The organism is Paenibacillus sp. J31P13 (assembly GCF_056269295.1).
The window spans coordinates 67,131-88,214 of sequence record NZ_JBWDNR010000003.1; the positions used below are offsets into that span (position 1 = coordinate 67,131).

At 41.3% G+C, this 21,084-nt stretch carries 16 protein-coding genes; 4 read left to right on the forward strand and 12 right to left on the reverse strand.

What is annotated here, in order from left to right; genetic code table 11:
- Nucleotides 1-66 precede the first annotated feature (66 nt).
- The 12 genes from AC0YOD_RS11350 to AC0YOD_RS11405 form a co-directional block, all read right to left on the reverse strand.
- Nucleotides 67-696, reverse strand: a complete 630-nt coding sequence (locus AC0YOD_RS11350) for a YfbR-like 5'-deoxynucleotidase (protein ID WP_475799412.1) — start codon at nt 694-696, stop codon at nt 67-69.
- Nucleotides 697-973: 277 nt separating this feature from the next.
- A complete protein-coding gene (locus AC0YOD_RS11355; RefSeq protein WP_475799413.1) occupies nt 974-1,855 on the reverse strand; it encodes a DNA-primase RepB domain-containing protein in 882 nt (293 codons plus the stop codon).
- Nucleotides 1,856-2,234: 379 nt separating this feature from the next.
- Nucleotides 2,235-4,001 carry a sensor histidine kinase gene (locus AC0YOD_RS11360; protein ID WP_475799414.1) on the reverse strand — a complete coding sequence of 589 codons (1,767 nt, stop codon included), beginning with the start codon at nt 3,999-4,001 and terminating at the stop codon, nt 2,235-2,237.
- A 19-nt stretch (nt 4,002-4,020) separates the two neighbouring features.
- Nucleotides 4,021-4,842: a response regulator transcription factor gene (locus AC0YOD_RS11365; protein WP_475799415.1), complete on the reverse strand. Its 822-nt coding sequence runs from the start codon at nt 4,840-4,842 to the stop codon at nt 4,021-4,023.
- 77 nt (nt 4,843-4,919) lie between these two features.
- Nucleotides 4,920-6,515 carry an extracellular solute-binding protein gene (locus AC0YOD_RS11370; RefSeq protein ID WP_475799970.1) on the reverse strand — a complete coding sequence of 532 codons (1,596 nt, stop codon included), beginning with the start codon at nt 6,513-6,515 and terminating at the stop codon, nt 4,920-4,922.
- Nucleotides 6,516-6,568: 53 nt separating this feature from the next.
- Nucleotides 6,569-7,462, reverse strand: coding sequence for a carbohydrate ABC transporter permease (locus tag AC0YOD_RS11375; protein ID WP_475799416.1), 894 nt, complete (start codon nt 7,460-7,462; stop codon nt 6,569-6,571).
- A 25-nt stretch (nt 7,463-7,487) separates the two neighbouring features.
- Entirely contained in the window at nt 7,488-8,348 is an 861-nt protein-coding gene (locus AC0YOD_RS11380) for an ABC transporter permease (protein WP_475799971.1), read from the reverse strand.
- A 127-nt stretch (nt 8,349-8,475) separates the two neighbouring features.
- Entirely contained in the window at nt 8,476-9,603 is a 1,128-nt protein-coding gene (locus tag AC0YOD_RS11385; RefSeq protein WP_475799417.1) for a family 10 glycosylhydrolase, read from the reverse strand.
- 296 nt (nt 9,604-9,899) lie between these two features.
- A complete protein-coding gene (locus tag AC0YOD_RS11390; protein WP_475799418.1) occupies nt 9,900-10,613 on the reverse strand; it encodes an SGNH/GDSL hydrolase family protein in 714 nt (237 codons plus the stop codon).
- A gap of 223 nt (nt 10,614-10,836) precedes the next feature.
- Nucleotides 10,837-12,336: an S-layer homology domain-containing protein gene (locus tag AC0YOD_RS11395; protein ID WP_475799419.1), complete on the reverse strand. Its 1,500-nt coding sequence runs from the start codon at nt 12,334-12,336 to the stop codon at nt 10,837-10,839.
- 137 nt (nt 12,337-12,473) lie between these two features.
- Nucleotides 12,474-13,166 (reverse strand): response regulator transcription factor, encoded by a 693-nt coding sequence (locus tag AC0YOD_RS11400; protein WP_475799420.1) that lies wholly within the window; start codon nt 13,164-13,166, stop codon nt 12,474-12,476.
- Between the two features lie 6 nt (nt 13,167-13,172).
- Entirely contained in the window at nt 13,173-14,645 is a 1,473-nt protein-coding gene (locus tag AC0YOD_RS11405; RefSeq protein ID WP_475799421.1) for a sensor histidine kinase, read from the reverse strand.
- 320 nt (nt 14,646-14,965) lie between these two features.
- Here AC0YOD_RS11405 and AC0YOD_RS11410 point away from each other — a divergent pair, with 320 nt between their 5' ends.
- The 4 genes from AC0YOD_RS11410 to AC0YOD_RS11425 all read left to right on the forward strand — a co-directional run bounded on the left by AC0YOD_RS11410 (nt 14,966) and on the right by AC0YOD_RS11425 (nt 21,022).
- The gene (locus AC0YOD_RS11410) at nt 14,966-15,784 is read left to right on the forward strand and encodes an alkaline phosphatase family protein (RefSeq protein ID WP_475799422.1); all 819 of its coding nucleotides are present in this window, start codon (nt 14,966-14,968) and stop codon (nt 15,782-15,784) included.
- A gap of 314 nt (nt 15,785-16,098) precedes the next feature.
- Nucleotides 16,099-17,838, forward strand: coding sequence for a sensor histidine kinase (locus AC0YOD_RS11415; RefSeq protein WP_475799423.1), 1,740 nt, complete (start codon nt 16,099-16,101; stop codon nt 17,836-17,838).
- A gap of 2 nt (nt 17,839-17,840) precedes the next feature.
- Nucleotides 17,841-19,175, forward strand: a complete 1,335-nt coding sequence (locus tag AC0YOD_RS11420) for a helix-turn-helix domain-containing protein (RefSeq protein ID WP_475799424.1) — start codon at nt 17,841-17,843, stop codon at nt 19,173-19,175.
- Between the two features lie 116 nt (nt 19,176-19,291).
- Nucleotides 19,292-21,022 (forward strand): extracellular solute-binding protein, encoded by a 1,731-nt coding sequence (locus AC0YOD_RS11425; RefSeq protein ID WP_475799425.1) that lies wholly within the window; start codon nt 19,292-19,294, stop codon nt 21,020-21,022.
- The last annotated feature ends 62 nt before the right edge of the window (nt 21,023-21,084 follow it).

A 21,084-nucleotide genomic window follows, 5' to 3' on the forward strand; every position in this document is an offset into this window, starting at 1 on the left:
TTGACTAGTTGCATAAAAAAGCATGAGTTGTGTTAATGAGGCTGAGATTGAAGGTTAAAGTCGAAGTTAAAGCTCTAAAGCTTCCTTTGTAATCTTTTTGATATCGACAGGGCAGTTGGAGCTTTCCTTCACCATATCGGGTAAAATATGCTCTAAAAAATAATCTACGCAATGAAGCTTTATTTTTTTGATTTTTATGAGTGCCTCGCGATACATAATGACAAATTCCTTCTCGGTGTTGCCTCTTTGCAATTCAGTAAGAGCCTCGTAAACTTGATCAAGTTTATCAGCCATTTCAAGAATTAGACCTTCCACGGAGTCGTCTTTGCCCTCGCGCAATTGTCTGAAAAAAATAGGCTTAAACTCCTCTGGAATATTGGTCTCGATAAAGTGAGCAATCATACCTTCCTCAACCTTTTGCAGCATGCCGCGCAGTTCGAGTGAGTAATGCTTAACAGGTGTTTTGATATCTCCTATAAAGATTTCGCCATAATCATGGCTGCTCGTGATCTCGTAAAGCTTCTTCCAATCTATCGTGACGCCATTGCGTTCCTCAATATCTGCCAATGTTTTGGCATACTGTACAACCTTCCATGAATGAGCGGATACGCTGTGCTCTTCAAATTTAAATTTGCCTGGACAACGAATAATACGTTCGAGATCATTAAGTGATTGAAAGTACGTATGAATTCCCATGACATGTAGTTCCTCTCTGTTTAATAGATTGTGTAATGCACTACAGTCAGTATAAAGCCTATTTGTTAATGGACGATTAATTTAAATCGGTAATATATGAAAATAAAACGGAAGATTATTTTATAGCGTATTGAGGTTTTGCATAACCTTGGTTAGTCTTAACAAAGGAAAACCCCGATCATAAGAAGTCGGGGATATTACTATTCTAGGTGTTCGATCTATCGTGATAAGATTGATTTAAAACATGGTGACCACAACGTATGAATTTATAAGGAGACTAGGCTTGCTTTTTTCTGACTTTCTTTGTGAAAATAGGTTTTAATGCCAGTGATCGAATGATTTCCTCTTGTGTGAACGATTTTTTTCTACCCCATTGTTTAACCCTAACCATAAACGGGCTTTCGGGATTTTTCATGTGATAGAAGCCTGGAATACGCATAGATCTTGATAGATTAGTTATTTTTGGATCAGAATCGAATTTTTGTGCTAAAGCCTTTTGAATAGGAACGAATTTATTAATGGATCCGCCTTGAAGAACCCAATAGATGTGATAGCCGTTTTTAGTTTCGATAATCATCGTATTCTTGATTCGTTTCCTGTACTTTTTTATAAACGCTTTCTTTAATGCTGTTACTCTCTTTTTTGTGCGCTGAGCTAAAAGATGATATTGGCCTTGTTTATTCCTTTTAACTGTAACGGATAGAATCTGCTCAGAGGGGTCGGAATGAATTAATTTAAGCCTCTGCTGGACTTGTTCTCTTGTCTGTAAATGTACTGATATTTTATTTAGGTCAACGTCGATGAATTGTGCTCTGATTTTTTTGAAATCACTACCCTTTGATTCACGGTAATTAATCTCCATAAAAACGGCATAGCCTTTTTCATTCTGAGCGAATACATTTACAAGCTTGTTATACTTGGAGAAGAGCGTGACTTGGGGCGTGAGTTTTTCTAGAAGACTTAGAGGTTTATGCAGCGTCATTGCTGGAAGATTAGAAGATGTACTGAAACGCTGAATTTTTTGCTTAGCGTCATAGACTAAAGTAAAGTGCAGTTGTTCGTCCTGCTTGCAGCCAAGTCTTGTAATAAAACGGTGTGCGTGACCAGAATACTTTTTCAAATTTTTGGAATATTTAGTTGAGCTTAAACTTCGTGTCATTGAACTACATCCTTTCTATGCATGCTGTACGCTTCGGGTTCGTATCTAAACAATCATATTCTGGTAAGACGCCACAAGTGTAGACCCCGGTACCCATTTTTCAACAACGCATAGGGTAATAAAACATTCAGGGACGTTTGTCTTGGCAGCTTCAAAATGGTGACATCAACGCTAGTTTGGGTATTATGATACGCGATATCCCGAAACAGCCTCTCAAGCACAATCGACAAATGGTGATTTGCACAGCCACGGTTCACCTCTATTAATATCATGAAAAAGAGCACCCTGTTAGGTGCTCTTTTTGCTTTATATGTACATAGTGAGGTTATACGTTCTTCTTGATGCAGAGGAGACTTTCAAAAAGATAAAAGATAATGAATCACTTTGGATTTATTTTTTGTCTAGTGGTTGGAGGGATTATTATTGTAATCGTGGTGCCGCCACCGATCTTGCTGTTAATGGAGACGCCATACTCATTGCCAAAGTATAGTTTGATACGCTGTTCGACGTTACGAATCCCATAACCCAAATAAACACCGTCGTTCGGCGTGAAAATTTGAGCAATTGTTTCATCGCTTATACCGGATCCATTATCTATTATGCGGAACACAATATGGCCCGCGTCCATTGCAGTCTGAATAGTGACATGAATTTCCCCTTCTCCGCTCCAACCGTGTTCAATAACATTCTCGACGAAAGGCTGTAAAATCAGCTTAACCGTGTCGTAGGTCAGGACGGACGGGTCGACATCAAATTCAGCGATCAACCGATCCGTGTATTTGATTTTTTGAATTTCAATATAGGCTTTCACTTGCTCTAGTTCCTTGGCTACTGAAATGAGGGTCTCTCCGTTGTTCAACGAATATCTGTAGAACTTGGACAATTCCATGACCATCAATTGAAGCTTCTTCAGCTCGCCGAACTTGGCTAATCTGCTAATAGAAGAGAGCGTATTATATAGAAAATGAGGATTAATTTGCGCTTGCAGTGATTCTAACTCAAGCTCCTGTTTTTCTATTTTGGTTAGATATGTTTCTTTAATCAGCCGATTCATATTTTCACCCAACTGATTTAGGGCTGACGCAATGTATGTGAATTCATCGCCGCCCTTATATCGGATGCGTTTCTCAAATTCGCCTTCTTGGAACATGCGGAGTAAGTAAACGACCTTGTTGATACGTTTCGAGAACACTCGGGAAATGAAAATACTCGCAATTACGCATACGGCTATACTGATTAGACATACGAGTATAGTCCAATTTGCGAGTCGCTTCGCATCATTTTCCAAAATTTCAATAGGAATGACCGCAGCTAGTTTCATGTTGATACCTGGCAGGTCTTGAGATATGACCATCATATTATTTGAAGTATAGTCGGCCCAATTGCGATGAATTAAGGTATCCTCTGAGGAGTACATAATTCTGTCCTGAGCATCAATGGCAAACACTAACGTGCCTGTTCCCAATTGTCGATAATCTAAGCTTTGAAAAATACTGGCGATCTTGGTTGTAATTCGGATAAAGCCAATTTGGCTGCGGGTAAACGGGTCGCTTGAATCAACCAGCCTTCGTAGAAAGGATATATTCCCATGCTCATTATCGTCTCCAACTTGCTGCCATAACATCGTAGTACCGAATTGTTCTTCAGGAAACTGCTTGTACCAATCTTCATTTTCAATACGGTGAATATTGTACATTTCGAAAGAGCGCTTCTGCATAACGAGAGGATCGGCCTTAAGCTCAGATGTTCCGTAGATTTCAGGAAATGCCGGATTGTTCATATAAACAGTCAATTGAATATCTTGTCCTGTGGCATTAATTGTGCTTTGGAATTTGGGAATGATATATTTAGTCGTGCTCTCGTAGCTATCCCAACTCGTGTTATAGTTTTGAATATCACTTGCAAGGGTGTTGTCGTTGTATAACAGATCAGATATGCGGCGTATGTCGTCAAGCTTGAAGGCGACATTATCACCGATCTGCTGAAGCGTTTCCATCATATTGCTGCGTGTTTGCTGCTTCATAGAGTTCATAAATGTTATATATGAAAATAAACCAATAGCGATAATGGGTACAAGACAAATAATGATATAGGATATCAATAGCTTATAGCCGAAGGGAATATATCTTTTCCGTTGATCCTCCATCTGCTTGCCTGCCTCTCGATCAGTGTTGTCTTCTAAATTCCAATGGAGATATCCCAAAGCTATCTTTAAATTGCTTACTGAAATAGTTAAGGTTACGGTAACCTACTTTGTCTGCAATTTCATATATTTTTAGATTGCTATCCCTTAGCAGCTCTTGCGCTTTTAATAGACGTGCTTGAATGACATAATCTGTGAAGGTAACGCCAGTTTCCTCCCTGAACATAAAACCGAGGTAATTTGGGGTATAGGAAAAGGAGTTGGCTGCGTTTCGTAAAGTAATGACTTCATGGAGATGTGTGTGAATATAAGTGATAATTTCCTGAGCCAATTTTTGATTTTTTTTGTACTGTTTTTTATTTAAATCCAAAAGGTCCTGTTTGATATCGGTCAATGGAGGTATGCGATCTTTACCCCAGTACTGAACAATTTCATTATAGGCTTTCTCTGTTTTCTTCTGGCTTTGCTCTTGGTCCAGAAGTTCCTTCACCTTGACTAAAGCTTCGTAAACTTCATCATCATTGACTGGCTTCAAAATATAAGAACAGGCATTCAGACTTAACGCCTGCTTGGCATAGGTGAAATCCTCGTACCCGCTAATAAAGATGATTCGTATACTCTTGTTTCTCTCTTGTGCCAGCTTAGCCAGTTCCAACCCGGACATCTGGGGCATGCGTATATCGGTAATCAGGACATCCAGCTCTGCTTGAGTGATATATTTTGCAGCGGAAATCGCGCTATTCATTGCACTTACAACCTTCATGTTGAGCTGATCCCATGGGATGAATCTTCGCAATGCCTCCAAGTCTAAATCCTCATCATCCACAAGCAGCACGTTGTACATCCTGATTCCTCCCATTTCTATTTCATGCCGAAAAAGTATACTATTTCTAGTATACTCTTTCTTTCTTTTCTATTGGTTTAGTTGCCGCTCATTTTCTTGAGATTTTCCTGCCATCTTGCTGTTTCGTACTGCAGCAGTTTAACGTAGCCTGCTTTGTTGGCAGCATCCTCGCCATCCTTAATGATTTTTTCAACCTCTGCATCACTTCCTGCATATAGACCTTTGGCAATAACGCTCGTTTCGATATCTGCCACTTTCTGCAGAGCTTTGCCTTCTTCTGAAGCGGGTTCAGGTGTTAAATTGGAGAATTGTGTTGTGTTAAAGGATGTTTTCCATGCAATTGTAAGCTGTGCTTCCGCTGCCCAATCGCGCTGATCTTCTGGCAGCTTCATATTATTGCTTGCCTTGGATCCGTCGATAAAGCTTGTATTTCCTGCCCATTGAAAGCTATCCGTACCAGCCATGAATTTGGTTCTCTCTTCTACATCGGTCTTGAATTTCTCCGTCCAGATCGGAGCTCCGTTGCTGTCTGTTCCCTCCCAATACAATCCTTCAGGTCCCCAGAAGACGATGCGTTCTCCTTCTTCCCCAGTTAACCAATCTAGGTAAGCAAATATGCCCTCTGGATTTTTGGCTTCAGTTGTAATGACGTTGACATTCCAGCCGATGCTATCGTAATTATTGGGATAGACCTTATTGGGATCCACGCCCTCCTTGTGCAGTGGCCAAATCATTTCATATCCTGCATTAGGATCCTTCTTTTTTAGTTCTACTGTTGCTTGACTGCCCAAATCCGCCGTATCGTAGGAGGCATATACCGCTACTTTTCCTGTAAACAGCTTCTCAATAACTTGATCTCTCGTTTGCGTAAGAGCATCTTGGGTAATGAGCTTCTCTCTGAATAGCTTACTGGCAAACGTAATCGTTTCCTTGAATGCCTCGTTCGTGAAGAGAGACTTCAGCTCATTTCCTGAAGGCACAAATCCGTACGAAGTATAAGCGGCAGTGTGATCCTCACCAAATCCGGAGTATAGGATACTAATGCCCTGAGTCCCGTAGCCGATGTCAAAGGGGATGACGTCGGGGAACTTTTCTTTGACTAGCTTCAAATAGCTGTACAGATCGTCAAACGTTTCTAGCTTAGGAGAGCCTAGCTCCTTGTGTATGCTCTTATTGATCATATATCCGCCGTTACCCATCGGAGTAGACGTATACCAGTTTGGAAATTGATATAGCTTTCCATCCTCGGATCGGAGCATATTCAGTGTTTCTTCACCGGCGTATTTCTTAAGATTGGGGTATTTATCTAGATAATCGTCAAGCGGGACCAGCTGCCCAGCTTGGCGCAACTTTTCAACTAGTGGACCACGATCCATAAAGATGACATCTGGCAAGTCCTTGGAGGCAACCATCGTATTAAATTTCTGAACGGATGCTCCCTGAGCCGGTACAGCAGTAACATTCACCTTTTTATTTTCCTTAATCCATTTTGAGGCTGGATCCTCTCCCCAAGGCTGCATAGTGAACCAGTCATAGTTTCCATAGAAGGAAAATTCCACAGGTGTTTCACCAAACACAAATTCGCTTGCTTCATTGACGGGAGGGCTGTTCTCTTTTTCTTTGCCCGTACATCCCGAAATGAAAATAGCTAAGCTTAAAGAAATGGCGAGCATACTGACGATAGTGCTTCTGTTCTTCAACAATAATCCCCTCGATTCATTATTTGTTATTCTTTCAACGAGCCTACCATTACGCCTTTGACAAAATACTTCTGAACAAAAGGGTATACGAGAATGATAGGAATCGTAGCTACCATCATCGTGGCCATTGTCAGTGATTTGGTCGTAATCGTACGGGCTGCCGCCATATGGCCTTGAGCAGCTGAGCTTGTTTGCATCATTTGCTCTGACATGATATTGGAACTAAGAATCTGTTGAAGCAACGTCTGAATGGGCAGCAGTTTGGCATTTGAAATATATAAAGTCGCTGTAAACCAATCATTCCAATGTGCTACTGCCGTGAATAAAGCTAATGTGGCAACGACCGGCCCTGAGATGGGCAAAACAATTCGAAATAGCGTTTTCCAATACCCGCATCCGTCCATTTTAGCTGATTCTTCAAGACTGTCGGGAAGTTGTTGGAAGAACGTCCGAAATACAATCATATTCCAAATACTAATTAGAGCGGGAATAACCATTACCCAGAATGAGTTCATTAACCCCAGTGAGCGGACCAGCATGTAGGAGGGGATTAACCCCCCGTCAAAGTATAATGGAATAATGCAGAATATCATGTAGTACTTACGGCCAACAAGCTCCTTCTTGGACATTCCATAGGCAAATATAGCTGTCATTACAATGGAGAGAATCGTTCCAGCTACAGTCCGCAATACAGATATGAGGAAGGCCTGATTAAGTCGCTTATCTTGAAGCACAATCTGATAATTGTCCAACGTGAAATCTCTTGGCCAGAAGGTAACCCCTCCTAGCGATGTGTCCGAGCCGGTGTTAAAGGAAATGACTGCTGAATTCCAAAACGGATAAAAGGTAACAAATACTAACAGTGCCAAGAGGAAATAGATGACACTGGACGACATGCGCTCACCATACGACATTTTCATGAAGTGATCTCCAAATCATTTTTTTTTACCATAGGCTATTGCCGGATTTTCGAGCAATGGAGTTTGCGATTGTCAGCAAGGCAACGCTGATGATTGCTTTGAACAATCCGACTGCGGCAGCATAAGAGAAAAGTGAGTTTTGGATGCCTACTCTGTATACGTACGTATCTAGGACATCAGAGACATCCCGGACAATATCCGATTGCAACAGCAAAATATCCTCGAACCCGGCGCTTAGAAGATCCCCGATTGCTAGTATTAAGAAAATAGAGATAACCGGCATAATACATGGCAGGGTAATCGAAAAGATTTTCTTAAATCGCCCAGCTCCATCGATGGAAGCGGCTTCATACAAATCTGGATTTACTCCAGAGATTGCGGCAAGATAAACGATGGATGCAAAGCCAACACCTTTCCATAATCCGGTTACAATTAAGATGGTCCAGAAGTAGTTAGGAATCGTCAACCAATTAAGAGGCTCATCGATCAGGTTTAACTTCTCTAATGCAATATTCAAGCTTCCGTAATCAGCGGACAGCATGGTAACTACAAATCCAGAGACAATGACCCATGATAAAAAATGAGGCAAGTAACTGATCGTCTGCACCACTCTTTTGAAGAGCGGGATTCTAACCTCGTTCAGCAATAAAGCCAATACAATTGGAGCAGGAAAACCGATGACGAGCTTCAGGAAGCTGATGCCAAGCGTGTTGCGAATAACAGTACTGAATTCCGTTGCATATAGAAACTCTTTGAAGTTGTCTAATCCGACCCACGGACTATCCCAAAATCCTTGAAAGATGTCATATTCCTTGAAAGCAATTAGAATGCCGTACATGGGAATGTAACTAAAGATGAAAATAAAGATAAGTGCTGGGACCACCATCAATTGTAAATCCCATTGACGAACAAACAATCGTCTTGTCTTCACGGCGGCCCTCCTGAATTAGATTTGCTATGAACCTCGCGTACTGCAGGATCAACCTACTGCTGCTGCAGTACGCGAGATGTATTCACCAAGATCTGCGGTTATCAATTTTTTTCAAGTCATTATCTGTCCATTTGCCATATAGGAAAAAGGATAGATTTTGAATTTCGGATTGCTGGTTTCTAATTCCCGCGTAGATTTCATGGTATTCCGCATTGTTCCACCAGACATCCAGTCCGGGAATGATTTCTTTTGTTCCGATTTTAGCCTTCGTTTGGGCCAAAATTCCTGTGTTATTGTAAACCCAAGAGGGTTCGAAATCCCAGTCAGCGAAATAAGCCATAGGTGATATGAAATCCACGTAGTCCTTGAATTTCTCTACATCTTGACCTACTTCTACGAATTCGGGAGGCAGGATATATACACCTGTAAATAGATCGGGAACGAGGCTTTCAATATCACTCTCAACATCCCGCACATAATTTGCGATTTGGGTTGTTCTCCAATCATTCCACTGATTTCTCTGAATATTATCAGTCGTGAAATCGATCGTAATAGGGTCGTAGCCAAAAGCGGTGTTATAAATCTGCCTTGTAAAATTGCTCATATCCATGTTGTAGTCGTCGAAGCGAAGCCAATCCAATACAACCCCGTCAATATCGTAGTTGGACACAATTTCTCTAATGATAGAGCGCTCGTACGCCTGTACATCCGGATGGATCGGGTTTACGAAATATTCATTTCCATTTGATCCCGTAAAGGGCACGACCTGACCGTTTTTAAGCGCCATCATTCTCCAAGAAGCATTTTGATCGAAAGCTGCTTTATCGTGAAATTGCGGGATCCAAGCTCTGACTTGAATATTTCGCGCATGCGCTTCCTCGATTACATCGGCAAGTGCATCGAACTGGGCATAACCTTGGGCAATTGGCGCAATATCACTGTTATAAAACACATAACCAGAAGGTACGGTGTCGTCTTCGTCCTCCTTAACATTTAAATTGATGACGGAGACGTGGCGTAAGGCTGCGCTTTTCATGAATTTGACCACATCAGAATGATTTTTAAAATTTTCAACGGTTCTAACGATGACTTCGGTAACGAAGGGCCCATTCGCTGCGTGTACCGAATGGGTTTGCGGAATACTTGCGCTGCTTAACAGCACAATAGCGGATAGGACAAAGGCAAGCCTAGAATAATATCTCTTTATCATGATATCAATCCCCACCTTTATGGATTTTTCGACCGGTCGATAACCTTATAGTAAGGGTTCTCGATCAGCAAAACCACAGCAATATCCAACAATAAGTGCAACAAATCAATGATGGTTTTTAAGGTGGGCTTAAACGGGTCATGAAGGTTCTTGGGAAAGTTATCCAACCTATTTAATACTTGATGTGAAGCATTACAGTCCGTATAAAGATAATTTGTTAATGGAAGGTTGACTGAATGGGTTAATATATAAAAGTATAAAAAACGCCACCGACCCAATCAGGTCAGTGGCGCTTTTTATTTTTTTAACTTAGCGTTCTGCGTGCGTGAATACTTGCGAGGAACAAGATAAGGGGTTAATCCATTGGCAATAACTTGATGCCCACGATCATTAGGGTGGATGGGGAAAGATCCGCTCAGCGCATCTTCAATTTTCCCTTTTCGATACCCGTAGATCAGATTCGCTTGTTTTCCTTCGAACCATTTGTGAACGGGGACTGTTTTGACATTATAGTTTTGGGCGACATCATTCGTCGTATAATTTAATTGATTAATGGAAGCAATAGCAAGGGAGCTGTTCGGAAATGGATTATATTGCGTGCAGCAAATGATACGGGCATTGCTTTCATTTTTGATATGACCTAGAATGGCACCCAAATTTCGTCTATAGTGGTTTAAAACTTCTTTTACATCTAATGGTTGCTGGTTCCTGAGTGAAGACAGAGCAGCGTTAGCTAAATCTACTCCTCCAATCCATACAGAAATAACATCCGACTTGCTAATAACGGATGAGCCCTGCCACGTTACTGCTTGTAATAGATCATAGCTGCTCCAGCCAGGTCGAGCCAAAACGTACCCATCAACCTTGCGGGAGCGTGAGTTTAAAGCGGAAACAGCTAATTGGGGATAAGCTCTTGCGAAAGAAGAGGCATTTTCCCCAAACGTAATGGAATCGCCAAGCGCGGTATAGAGCATAAGAATACCTCCCGTCTGATTATGAATGTAACGCATAAAGCAAATAACTTGATGAAAAACCAATCTCATTCTTTTGCGTTTTATTTGTTTATTTAATCATTAAGGTATCGTAGAAATATAATATTTCAATCATTCACAAGTTGTGTGGACACTTATAACGAATGTAGAGCAGCTACCTTCAGCACGAAAAAAAAAGAAGCCAGATTCATTAAGGAGAATCTAGCTTCTTGTTCGTTCTATTTATTTTATTCTGCTTTATTTACTTCACACTTAGCGTAACTGGATTAGCAGCCGCCCAGCTTCCAATCGGTGTAATCTCGTAATCAACACCCGTTGCAAGCTTGCCGCTGTTCTGTAATTCGAATACGCCAACCGCGCCTTTACGTGTCTGTACTTTATATTGAGCAGTCAGTGTTGTGCCGTCGGAGCCTTTCAGTTGAATAGAACGGTAAGCGAACAATTCATCTGTAGGATCTTCAGTTAGTGTAACGTTAAGTGTAACGGAATCGACTTTCGATACGGATGCGATAGTAAGTGGTGCGATGGTCTGTGCGGTGAATGTATTATTCTCCAGCTCGAACCAGTTCGAGGTTACCGTATATTTGACGCCGGGCTGCAAGGATGTACCAGCTGGCAGACGGAACTTCGGCTCTTGCTTGCCATCCGTAGATTGCGTGAATCCTACATAACCAACGGTAATCGGCTCTCCGCCTTCCGGTGTTAAGATGGCTTGTCTTGTAGCAAGGGATGAAATCACCTGCATGGGCTGTCCATTATACTTGTTGTTTTCATCGAGTACGATCGCGTTTGCTCCACGACCGCCTGCATAAGCGGAAATGAGGTAGCCGTAATCGACAACGCCGTCAGAGCGGAACGAATCGACTTCAAATGTATCGGAAGTAACTTGACGCACATCTTGAAGACGAATCATTTCTTCACTTGCCTTTGCAGCATGTGCTTTCTTGCCCTTATAGTTCGTTGTATAGGTCGTTCCTGGTGTCATGGTTTGAACCGGTACGATATAGGTAGCGATAGCTCCGGTTTTCAGACGCGGCTGATTCACAAGCTTTAAGTCATTGTCGAAAGAAAAATTAGCATTTGCTGCCGCTGTGGTTTCATCTTCCAAAGTAAGCGGTGCAGTGAACGTCACTTCAAAAGTGATTTTATTCAATGCTTTAATCGATACGATCTCAGCTGATGCGGAACGAATAGCTTTCTCGGAAAGTACGAGGAGCTGTGCTGTTTCACCGCGAGTTATTTTATCATTGCCGATTTTGAAACCTTCCATCCAATATTGAACAGATTTCACATCGCGCTGCAAGGCTTTCGCAATTATGAAAGCAGCGTCAGCGCTTGTTGCCGGTTTATTAGGTTGGAATTTATCTGCACCATCAATAAGACCATTAGCTACTGCTGTATCCACATATGAGGTATACCATTTGTCCTTCTTACCTTCGTTCTGCTGTGCCTCGTTGTTTTGATCCAAATCTAGTGCGATAATGATCATTTTGACAAGCTCTGCATTAGTCACATGTTTCTCTGCTCTCATTTGTCCATCTTCATAACCTTTAAGAACGCCTTGGCTTATTAATTGTTGAATGGCTTGTTCAGCCTGTTGATTGAAATTCGTAACAGCTGATTGTTGAATATTAGCTACAGGTGCCAATGCTGCCGCCTGTGCTTGGAATGGGAGCAGTGCGCCTCCGCCAATAAGTGCTGTCAGAGCTACGATAGCTGCTTTCTGATTTATCTTTTTCATTATTCATTGTCCTCCCCGATTAAAGTGGTATTTCGTTCATACATTCATCTTAAACGACCACTCTAAATCGGCTGACAATAAAGTATAAACAATTTATAAACAAAAGAATAATTTTCTTCATAGGTTTCTAATGAAGGTTAGATCGTGAAGCGATAACCCGCACCCCACACGGTTTCTATAAACTGTGGGTTTGAGGGATCAGCTTCGATCTTTTCTCGAATTCGTGATATATGAACGGTCACTGTCGCGATCTCTCCATTTGACTCTAAGCCCCAGATTCTTTCGAAAAGCTGATCTTTATTGAATACCCGATTGGGGTTCTCGGCCATGAATACGAGTACCTCGAATTCTTTTGTTGGGAGCATGACTTCCTTGCCGTGAACGAATACCCGATGAGAGGACTTATTGATGGAAAGCTCTCTAATATTGATTGTGTCTGATTTTTCGACCTTTTTGCCTCCAGTAAAACGTTCATATCGCGCCAAATGCGCTTTCGCTCTCGCTACCAGCTCATTTGGACTAAAAGGCTTTGTAACGAAATCATCTGCACCGAGTCCGAAGCCCCGAATTTTATCGATTTCCTCCTTTTTGGCGGAAACAATTAGAATAGGCACATCGAGCTGCGCTCTAATTTGTTTGCAGATCTCAAACCCATCCATTCCTGGCAGCTGCAGATCAAGAATAATGAGGTTATGGTCTCCGCTTAGCGCTTTTGAGAGCCCCTCTTGTCCATCATGGCTTAGTTCCACCTCGTAATCATGCAAGATGAAATAATCTCTCTGCAGCTCCGCAATGTACGGATCATCTTCAATAATTAATATTTTTTTCATCTATGATCACCTGCGATCCACAAATATTTTCAATGTAAAAAAGATGCTCGTGCCTTGCCCCTGTTCACTAGTCGCCCAGATCGTTCCGCCATGCCCTTCGATAATCTGCTGGGCGATTGCCAGCCCAAGACCGCTTCCTCCTGCTGCTTGACTCCGTGAAGGCTCCTCCCGGTAAAATCGTTCAAAGATATGCGGCAAGGAATCTTGATGAATGCCTGGACCATTATCTTCAATTCTAATGATGGCATGATCGTTTTTTTGTATCATTCCAATGGTTAATCGCTTAGGGTTCTGATTCATATATTTGAGACAGTTATCGAGCAGATTCATCATTACACGCTTCAGCTTCTCGCGATCAGCCAGAACGAATAGCGGCATCAAATGCTCCTCATCCCATTTCACTTCGACGACATGGTTATCGAAATCAATCGCAAGCTCTTCCACGATGCGGTGAAGGAATGGACTAAGTTCCACCTGTTCGAAGGAAAAGGGTTCCTTGTTTAAATCAAGCTTGGAATAGAACAGCAGTTCATCCACGAGCCTCTCCATATCTGTCGCTCTCGTATGTATAGCCCCTACATACTTGTTCAGCTTCTCCTGTGTATTGGTCACACCGTCCCGAATGCCCTCTGCATAGCCTTTAATCGTCGTAATGGGTGTTCTTAAATCATGCGAAATATTTGACAGCAGCTGCTTGCGGTTCTCTTCATAATGGAGCTGGAGCTGTATAGAATCGTATAATTGCTGACGCATCTGATCAAAGGTTTGAACAAGCTGTCCGACCTCATCACGAGATGTTGCTTGAAGTTGAAACGTTAGATCGCCATCTTTAATATGTTCTGCGGATTGTCTGAGCTTATCAAGCGGGTAAATGATTTTACGAGTCACATAACGATATAGCAAGAATCCGGTTAATAATAAAATGGCGACAAATATCAATATTAAAATAGGAAGCAATGTTCGGACCAGCTCGGCGAAAGGACTTCTCTCTCGAATGACAAAGACACTTCCCTTTTCACCGGTTTCAGGCGAGAAGTAGAAATCGAATTTTGCATAGGAGAAGAATCGGCTTCCTGCATTCATAGTATTACGAATAGAATTATTACCCATATCATATGGCGGCAAGCTCGATGAGAGGTCTAGGCCATTTAAAGTCGGTGCGGCATAGATAATTTTATTATTTTCACGGACGACGAGTCCGGCTTGCACCATCTTTAACTGAAAATCATAATCTTCCAGCAGAAGCTGATCCTTTAATCGTTCAGGGTCATGCTTGGCCAAATATTTCATATCGATAAATAAATTTTCTTCCTCCTCTGAGAGGGGATGAAGGGAATAGTGAATATTGTAGAAGCTTTTAATACTGCGAAAATCGCCTGTTACGGCTACAGACAGCAGATACGCTGTCAGAACGAACAGAATGACGGAGACAACAACTACGGATGTGAATGAAAGCAGCAGCCTGAATCTAATAGACAATTTTCTATTCCCCCCGTTCCTAATTACACCATTCGCCTGATTTGCTTTATTGTACGCATTAATCATGTATTGTAATTTAGTTTGTTATTCCTCGCAACCACATGTCAGAGCCCTAAACAATAAGGAATGGGTCATTAACGGTTTGGAATCGAAATGATTATTTCTATCTTGTTGGTGAGGAATTTTCAATTATATTGTAATTTGTTGTGATTAGTTGTAAATGTGTTGACTTTGTTAATCTCGATAATTATATTGAAATGGAAGAAATGAAATTGGAAATTTAGAAGACCGATTATTCATTTATAAAAGGAGAATATAGAATGAAAAATATTTCGAGAGTATTTATCATTGGTTGGGATGGTGCAGGTAATTTCGTAAAATCAGCAAACACGCCGAATTTAGATAAATTAATTGCGAGGGGAACGTTTGGATTTGAAGCGCAAACGGTATCTCCGACAATAAGCGCGGAATGCTGGGGAGCGCTCCTGCATGGTGTAGAGCCCCATAAGCATGGTCTGAATAATGATAAAGCCAGCAATGAAATCTACCCGGAGGACTCTCCGTATCCCTCCATATTTCGAATCGTTCGGGACGGCATCCCTGCTGCGAAACTAGCGGCATTCAGTGTCTGGAATCCCATTAATTACGGCATAATTGAATCCTCAATCGGCGTCCATAAGGAATCCATGAATGACCGTGAACTCTCGCAAGCCGCAGCTGCATATATCCGAGAAAACCCTGATTTGAAGCTTATGTTTATTGGGTTAGATCTACCTGATGCCGGCGGGCATCAATACGGATTCAATACAACTGAGCAGTATCAATCTATCGAGGACACGGATAGGAACACGGGAATAATCATACAAGCTATTGAAGAAGCGGGGATTATGGAGGACAGCTTAATTATAGTCGTTTCCGATCACGGTGGAGGAGGGGCGCATCCTCAGCAGCACGGAAGTGATCATCCCTCTGACAAAACGATCTTCTGGGGTTGTGCCGGACCAGGAATTAAGCCAAATGCATCACTGCAAGGAAACTTCATCATTACTGACACAGCAGCTGTCGTCATTCACGCGCTAGGACTTACTGCTCCCTCTAATTGGGATGCGAAATTGCCTGATAATCTCTTCTCTCACTAAGTTTAATGGCACTTTGCTAACGGGGATGAGCTCCGCTTTCATGCAGAGCTCATCCAAATTCGTCCAATGCATCTAATACCTTCGCACGCTTCCTATACACATTAAGCAGACCATATTCCAACGTGAGCCTATATTTCTATTGCTGTCCAGTCCTCCCAAATAATTAATGATTGTAAGCGCACGCATGCTATTAGATACTAAAGATAGGAATGGAATCTACTGTTCGAAAATCACTATCGCGGATTACGGTATGATAGCAATATAAGATGCCTCAATAACGTATACAGAGACAATCATGCAGGAGGAAGTATCGTATGAAATTAAAGGCTGCCGGAAAAGCGAAATGGTTCGTCTATCAGAAAATTGTCATCGTATTTATCGTATTTCTTGTTCCTCTTATTTTGATGAACATATGGGTCAATTACAAAGGCATGTCTTTCTCAAAAAGTACGATGCTGAATTCAGCGGAGGCGGGGGCTTCTTTTTACGCTAAGCAATTGGATAAGGAAATGTATTTCATTCGAAGTCAGCAATTAGGATTTATTAACGGTGAAGATCTGCAAAAGCTTAGCTTTAGGGGAGGAAGCCTCGGTATATATGATGAGGTTAAACTCATAGAACAAGTTAGAGATCGATTGAGCTTTCTAATGAATTCTAGCGAATATGTCATTAACGCAGGGGTTTATGTAGCGTCAGAAGGTAAAACAATATCGATATCGGATGGCGTTACGGATACGCCAAATAAAGAATATGAACTTATATCTTCACTATTGGAAACGGTAGTCAAACCTTCATTTTATAGAGTTGGAGATCGAATATTCTTTATTGAGACGGCAAATAACGACGGCATCTGGTCATATATAGAGATTTCCAAGGAAAAGCTGTTGGAAGAGCTGCATCAAATCACGACCTTATATCAAGAGTCTGAGGTATTGCTTGGGAATGAAACGCTAGGAAGCGCATTTTCCACGACTCAAGACGATAAAGCAATGATAGTAGAGCAGCATTTGGTTCAAGAGCCAAATGATCAAGCTGAGAATATGTCTAAGATGGAGAAAGTGAACGGTATCCGTTATTTTGTTATAAATAATTTTGTAAGCTCTTTAAATCTATCCTTAATTATGTATGTGAATCAGAATGAAATTACCAATTCATTGAGTCAATTTTATACGTTATATTACCTCTTGTTCAGCATTACCATCATCATATTATTGTTATATTCTTTTTCTGTTAACGTCATGATCCATCGTCCATTATCCAACTTGGGCAAGGCCTTTCGAATGATTGAAACAGACAATCTGGACTTGATCATTGAGTCGAAGACAAAGGATGAATTTCATTATTTATTTCATAGCTTCAATCGCATGGCGCATAGATTGAAGGTTTCCATAGAGGAGAATTATGAACAAAAAATGGCTCTGCAGCATTCAGAACTAAAGCAATTGCAGTCTCAAATCAATCCGCATTTTCTCTATAATAGCTTCTTTAATATTTATATGATGTGTAAGGTTGGCGATTCCGATAGTGCTGCGGAGCTTTCTCAAAAGCTAGGAAGCTATTATCAATACATCACTAGAAGCGGTTCTGATGAAGTGCTCTTAAACAAAGAGTTTCAGCATGCACTCGATTATTGCGAGATTCAATGTATCCGCTTTTCTAATCGTATTTCGTATGAGTACACGGATGTTTCGGATCAATTGCATACGGTTTACGTACCAAGACTCATCATTCAGCCAATCGTGGAGAACGTATTTGATCATGCCTTTGAAGACGGTACAATGAACGGGATTGTGTATATTGGAGCTAACTATCAGGATGGTACCGTACGCATTACCGTAGAAGACAATGGCCAATTATTAACGGATGAGCGAATTGAACACTTACAGGAGCAGCTTATGTCGAAAATCATGCAAGTTGAAAAAACGGGACTAATTAACGTTAGCAATCGACTTAAATTAATTTATGGAGCTGGCAGCGGTTTATTCGTGTCCCGAAGTCATTACGGAGGTTTGAAAGTGGACCTTATTATCCATCTCGAAAACAAGGGGGCATAATAATGTACAGATTATTAATCGTAGATGATGAGCCGGTTATTGTGAATGGTCTTGTCCATCTTTTTCAAGGAAACAAAGATTTGGAGCTGGACATATGCAAAGCATATTCCTCGAGCGAAGCGCTTGAAATAGCAAAGAAAACGAAGCTGGACATTCTGATTAGCGATATTCGTATGCCTCAGAAGAATGGTCTGCAATTGGTTGATGAAATGGTATATTACTGGCCTTCTTGCCGAGTGATATTTCTTACGGGATATAGTGAATTCGATTATGTATATGAAGCGTTAAGAAAAAACGTGGAAAATTACATCCTGAAGACAGAAGGAATTGAACCGATTTTCCAAGCGGTTAAAGAGGCCATACGTAAACTGGAAGAAGAGAAACGCCAAAGGGTACAGCTGGAAAAGGCGCAAAAACAGATTCAAATCATGCAACCCTATCTGAAAAAAGAATTAATGGAAGCTATGTTGGGCGGAGAATCGTTAGCTTCTCTATTGTCACAGGTCATCTATTCGGAAGTGGATTTTGGCATTGCAGTTGATCGTCCTTCTTTCTTCCTTGTAGGGCAAGTAGATCGGCTGGATGTTCAGAACTTAAAAGTGCTGGATTCGGTACAACATATTTTTGATAATCATCTGCCAGCCTCCATAGTAGGGGAGAAGGCTGTATATAATGGCAGTGTGCTTGTGTGGCTTCTACAACCGGATGAAAATTTGCTGGAACGATTTAGAGAGGAACAAGGGGATACGGGCTTGAATTGGCAGGGTATAGCCTCCTATATGAAAGGTATTCTTGAGCTTGTACAAAATGAATGTGTCGAATTGCTGGACGCTTCCGTTTCATTCGGAATATCTGGGAATTTGATGGGGAAATGGGATACGGTTCATACGTTAGTGGAATCGGTTCTTGCCATGATTCAGAAAAGGGCTGCATTCGGTCAAAAAATGGTTATTGTTGATCTTGAGAAATCAACTTGCAATGATTCTGATATGAGTGGAGAGCTGAAGCAAGAGGAGTTTAAGCAATTGCTAATTGAACAAATCCATCAATATGTGCATAAGCATCTATCTAGTAATGTGTCCCTAACGGCGATTGCGGATGAGGTGCATTTTAATCCATCCTATTTGTCTCGCTATTACAAACAGATCACGGGACATAATCTCTTGGAGTATATTCAATCCACCAAAATGTCAGTTGCCATTGATCTAATGATGAATACATCTTTGAAGTTAAATGAAATCGCAATCAAGGCAGGCTTCGATTCGCCTTCCTATTTCACGACCTTTTTCAGAAAAATGACCGGACTTTCACCACAAGAGTATCGAAATTCACAATAAGTAAAGGAATCAAAAGTGATGTAAAAAAAGTGAAATTGAAACCGCTTTCCCTTCCGAAATATAATTAAAACAGGGATCAGGGCTATTAACATCATTAAAGGGGGAAAGTGTTTCATATGAAAAATTACAGAACAATGAAAATGATTTTATTGTTATCACTGTCACTTTCAGCAATTACAGCATGCTCCAGTCAAGGAAATGACAAGGCTGATACACCAACTTCTAAACCGTCAACTGAGAACAATCAGGCAGAAGCCACCACTCCACCAGATCCATTCGGTAAGTACCCTGAACCGGTTACTGTTACAGAAGTGCTTGGATTTAATCCACCGGAAGATTCAAGAACACCTAAAGGAATTACACCTGATCAAAATGCTTACTTCAAAGATCTCAAAGAGATGATGAACATCGAAGTGAAGTATAAATGGACCGTACCGTCCAGCCAATTTGAGCAAAAATTCTCACTGGCAATGGCATCGGGTGACCTGCCTGATATTTTAGAGCTGGATCCGAAAAACTTCGAGAAGCTCAAGAAACAAGATATGCTGGCTGATTTGACAGAAGCTTATGAGCAATATGCATCGCCAGCACTTAAGAAATACATGGAATCTGATGGCGGCTTTGCAATGAAGACATACAACGCAGACGGCAAACAGCTAGCGATTCCAGCCTTTGAAGATCCATTCCTATCCACTCAATTGCTTTGGATTCGGAAGGACTGGCTTAATAATCTAAATCTACAAGCGCCGACGACGATCGATGAATTAGAAAAGGTCGCAGAAGCGTTTGTGAAAAATGATCCCGATCAAAATAAAAAAGACGATACCTACGGTATTTCTTTGCAAAAGACTTTATTTTTCTGGGGATTTGATGTAAGAGGCTTGTTTAACGGATTCGGTGCATATCCATCCATTGGTGATGCTCAGACCGCTTGGCTCAAAGATGGAGATGACAAATTAAAACCAGGTCTCATCCAACCTGAAGTGAAGACAGCGCTTGGAAAGCTGCAATCATGGTACCAAAATGGCATTATAAACAAAGAGTTTGCTCTGAAAGATGAGAATAAAGCAGTAGAAGATCTTACTTCTGGCAAAGTTGGTATTTCATACGGCGAATGGTGGTACCCGAACTGGCCGCTTAATTTGAATATTGATAATGATCCGAAGGCTGAGTGGATTGCTATTCAAATTCCAGGACTTGACGGTCCAGCAAAATCACTCGTTCCGAAAATTCGTGCTGGAAAAGTATTCGCTGTAAACAAAAAAGCGAAAAACCCAGAAGCTGCAATTAAAATGATCAACTTCTACATTGAAATGGGTAATAAGCAATATTTGGAGCAAAACAAAGCAGAGAAGGGTTATGTATATAACTGGTTTAACCCGCGTATCTACAACCCTGCTCAAATTGAAACGATCTATACAGAAGTAAACAAAGCGATGGATGCGAAGCAAACTGAAATTACACTGGATGACGAGAACTTCAAAAACGTCGCGGATGTGTTTAAAGCGGGTACGGATTACCTTGCAGGAAACACGAAAGATGCTTCCAAAGGTGTAAACTGGGGTCAATATTACAGCCGTGCAGCAAAAGATGGCGGCTGGGGAACGACTCGTAAGATTAAAGATAGCGGAGCATTTGTAAACAATGAATTCTATGGCCTTCCTACAAAAACGCAAGTAGAGAAGGGTGCTCAGCTCGATAAGCTTATGCAGGAATCCTTCACAAAAATCATCATGGGCGCATCCATTGATGAGTTCGACAAGTTCGTTGCAAGCTGGAAATCACTTGGCGGCGACGATATTACGAAAGAAGTCAATGCATGGTATAGTGAACAACCCAAAAATTAAATTATAAAAATAAAAAGGCGGGAGAGATGAGTCGAGTAGTCGACAAAGCCTCCCGCTTTAAA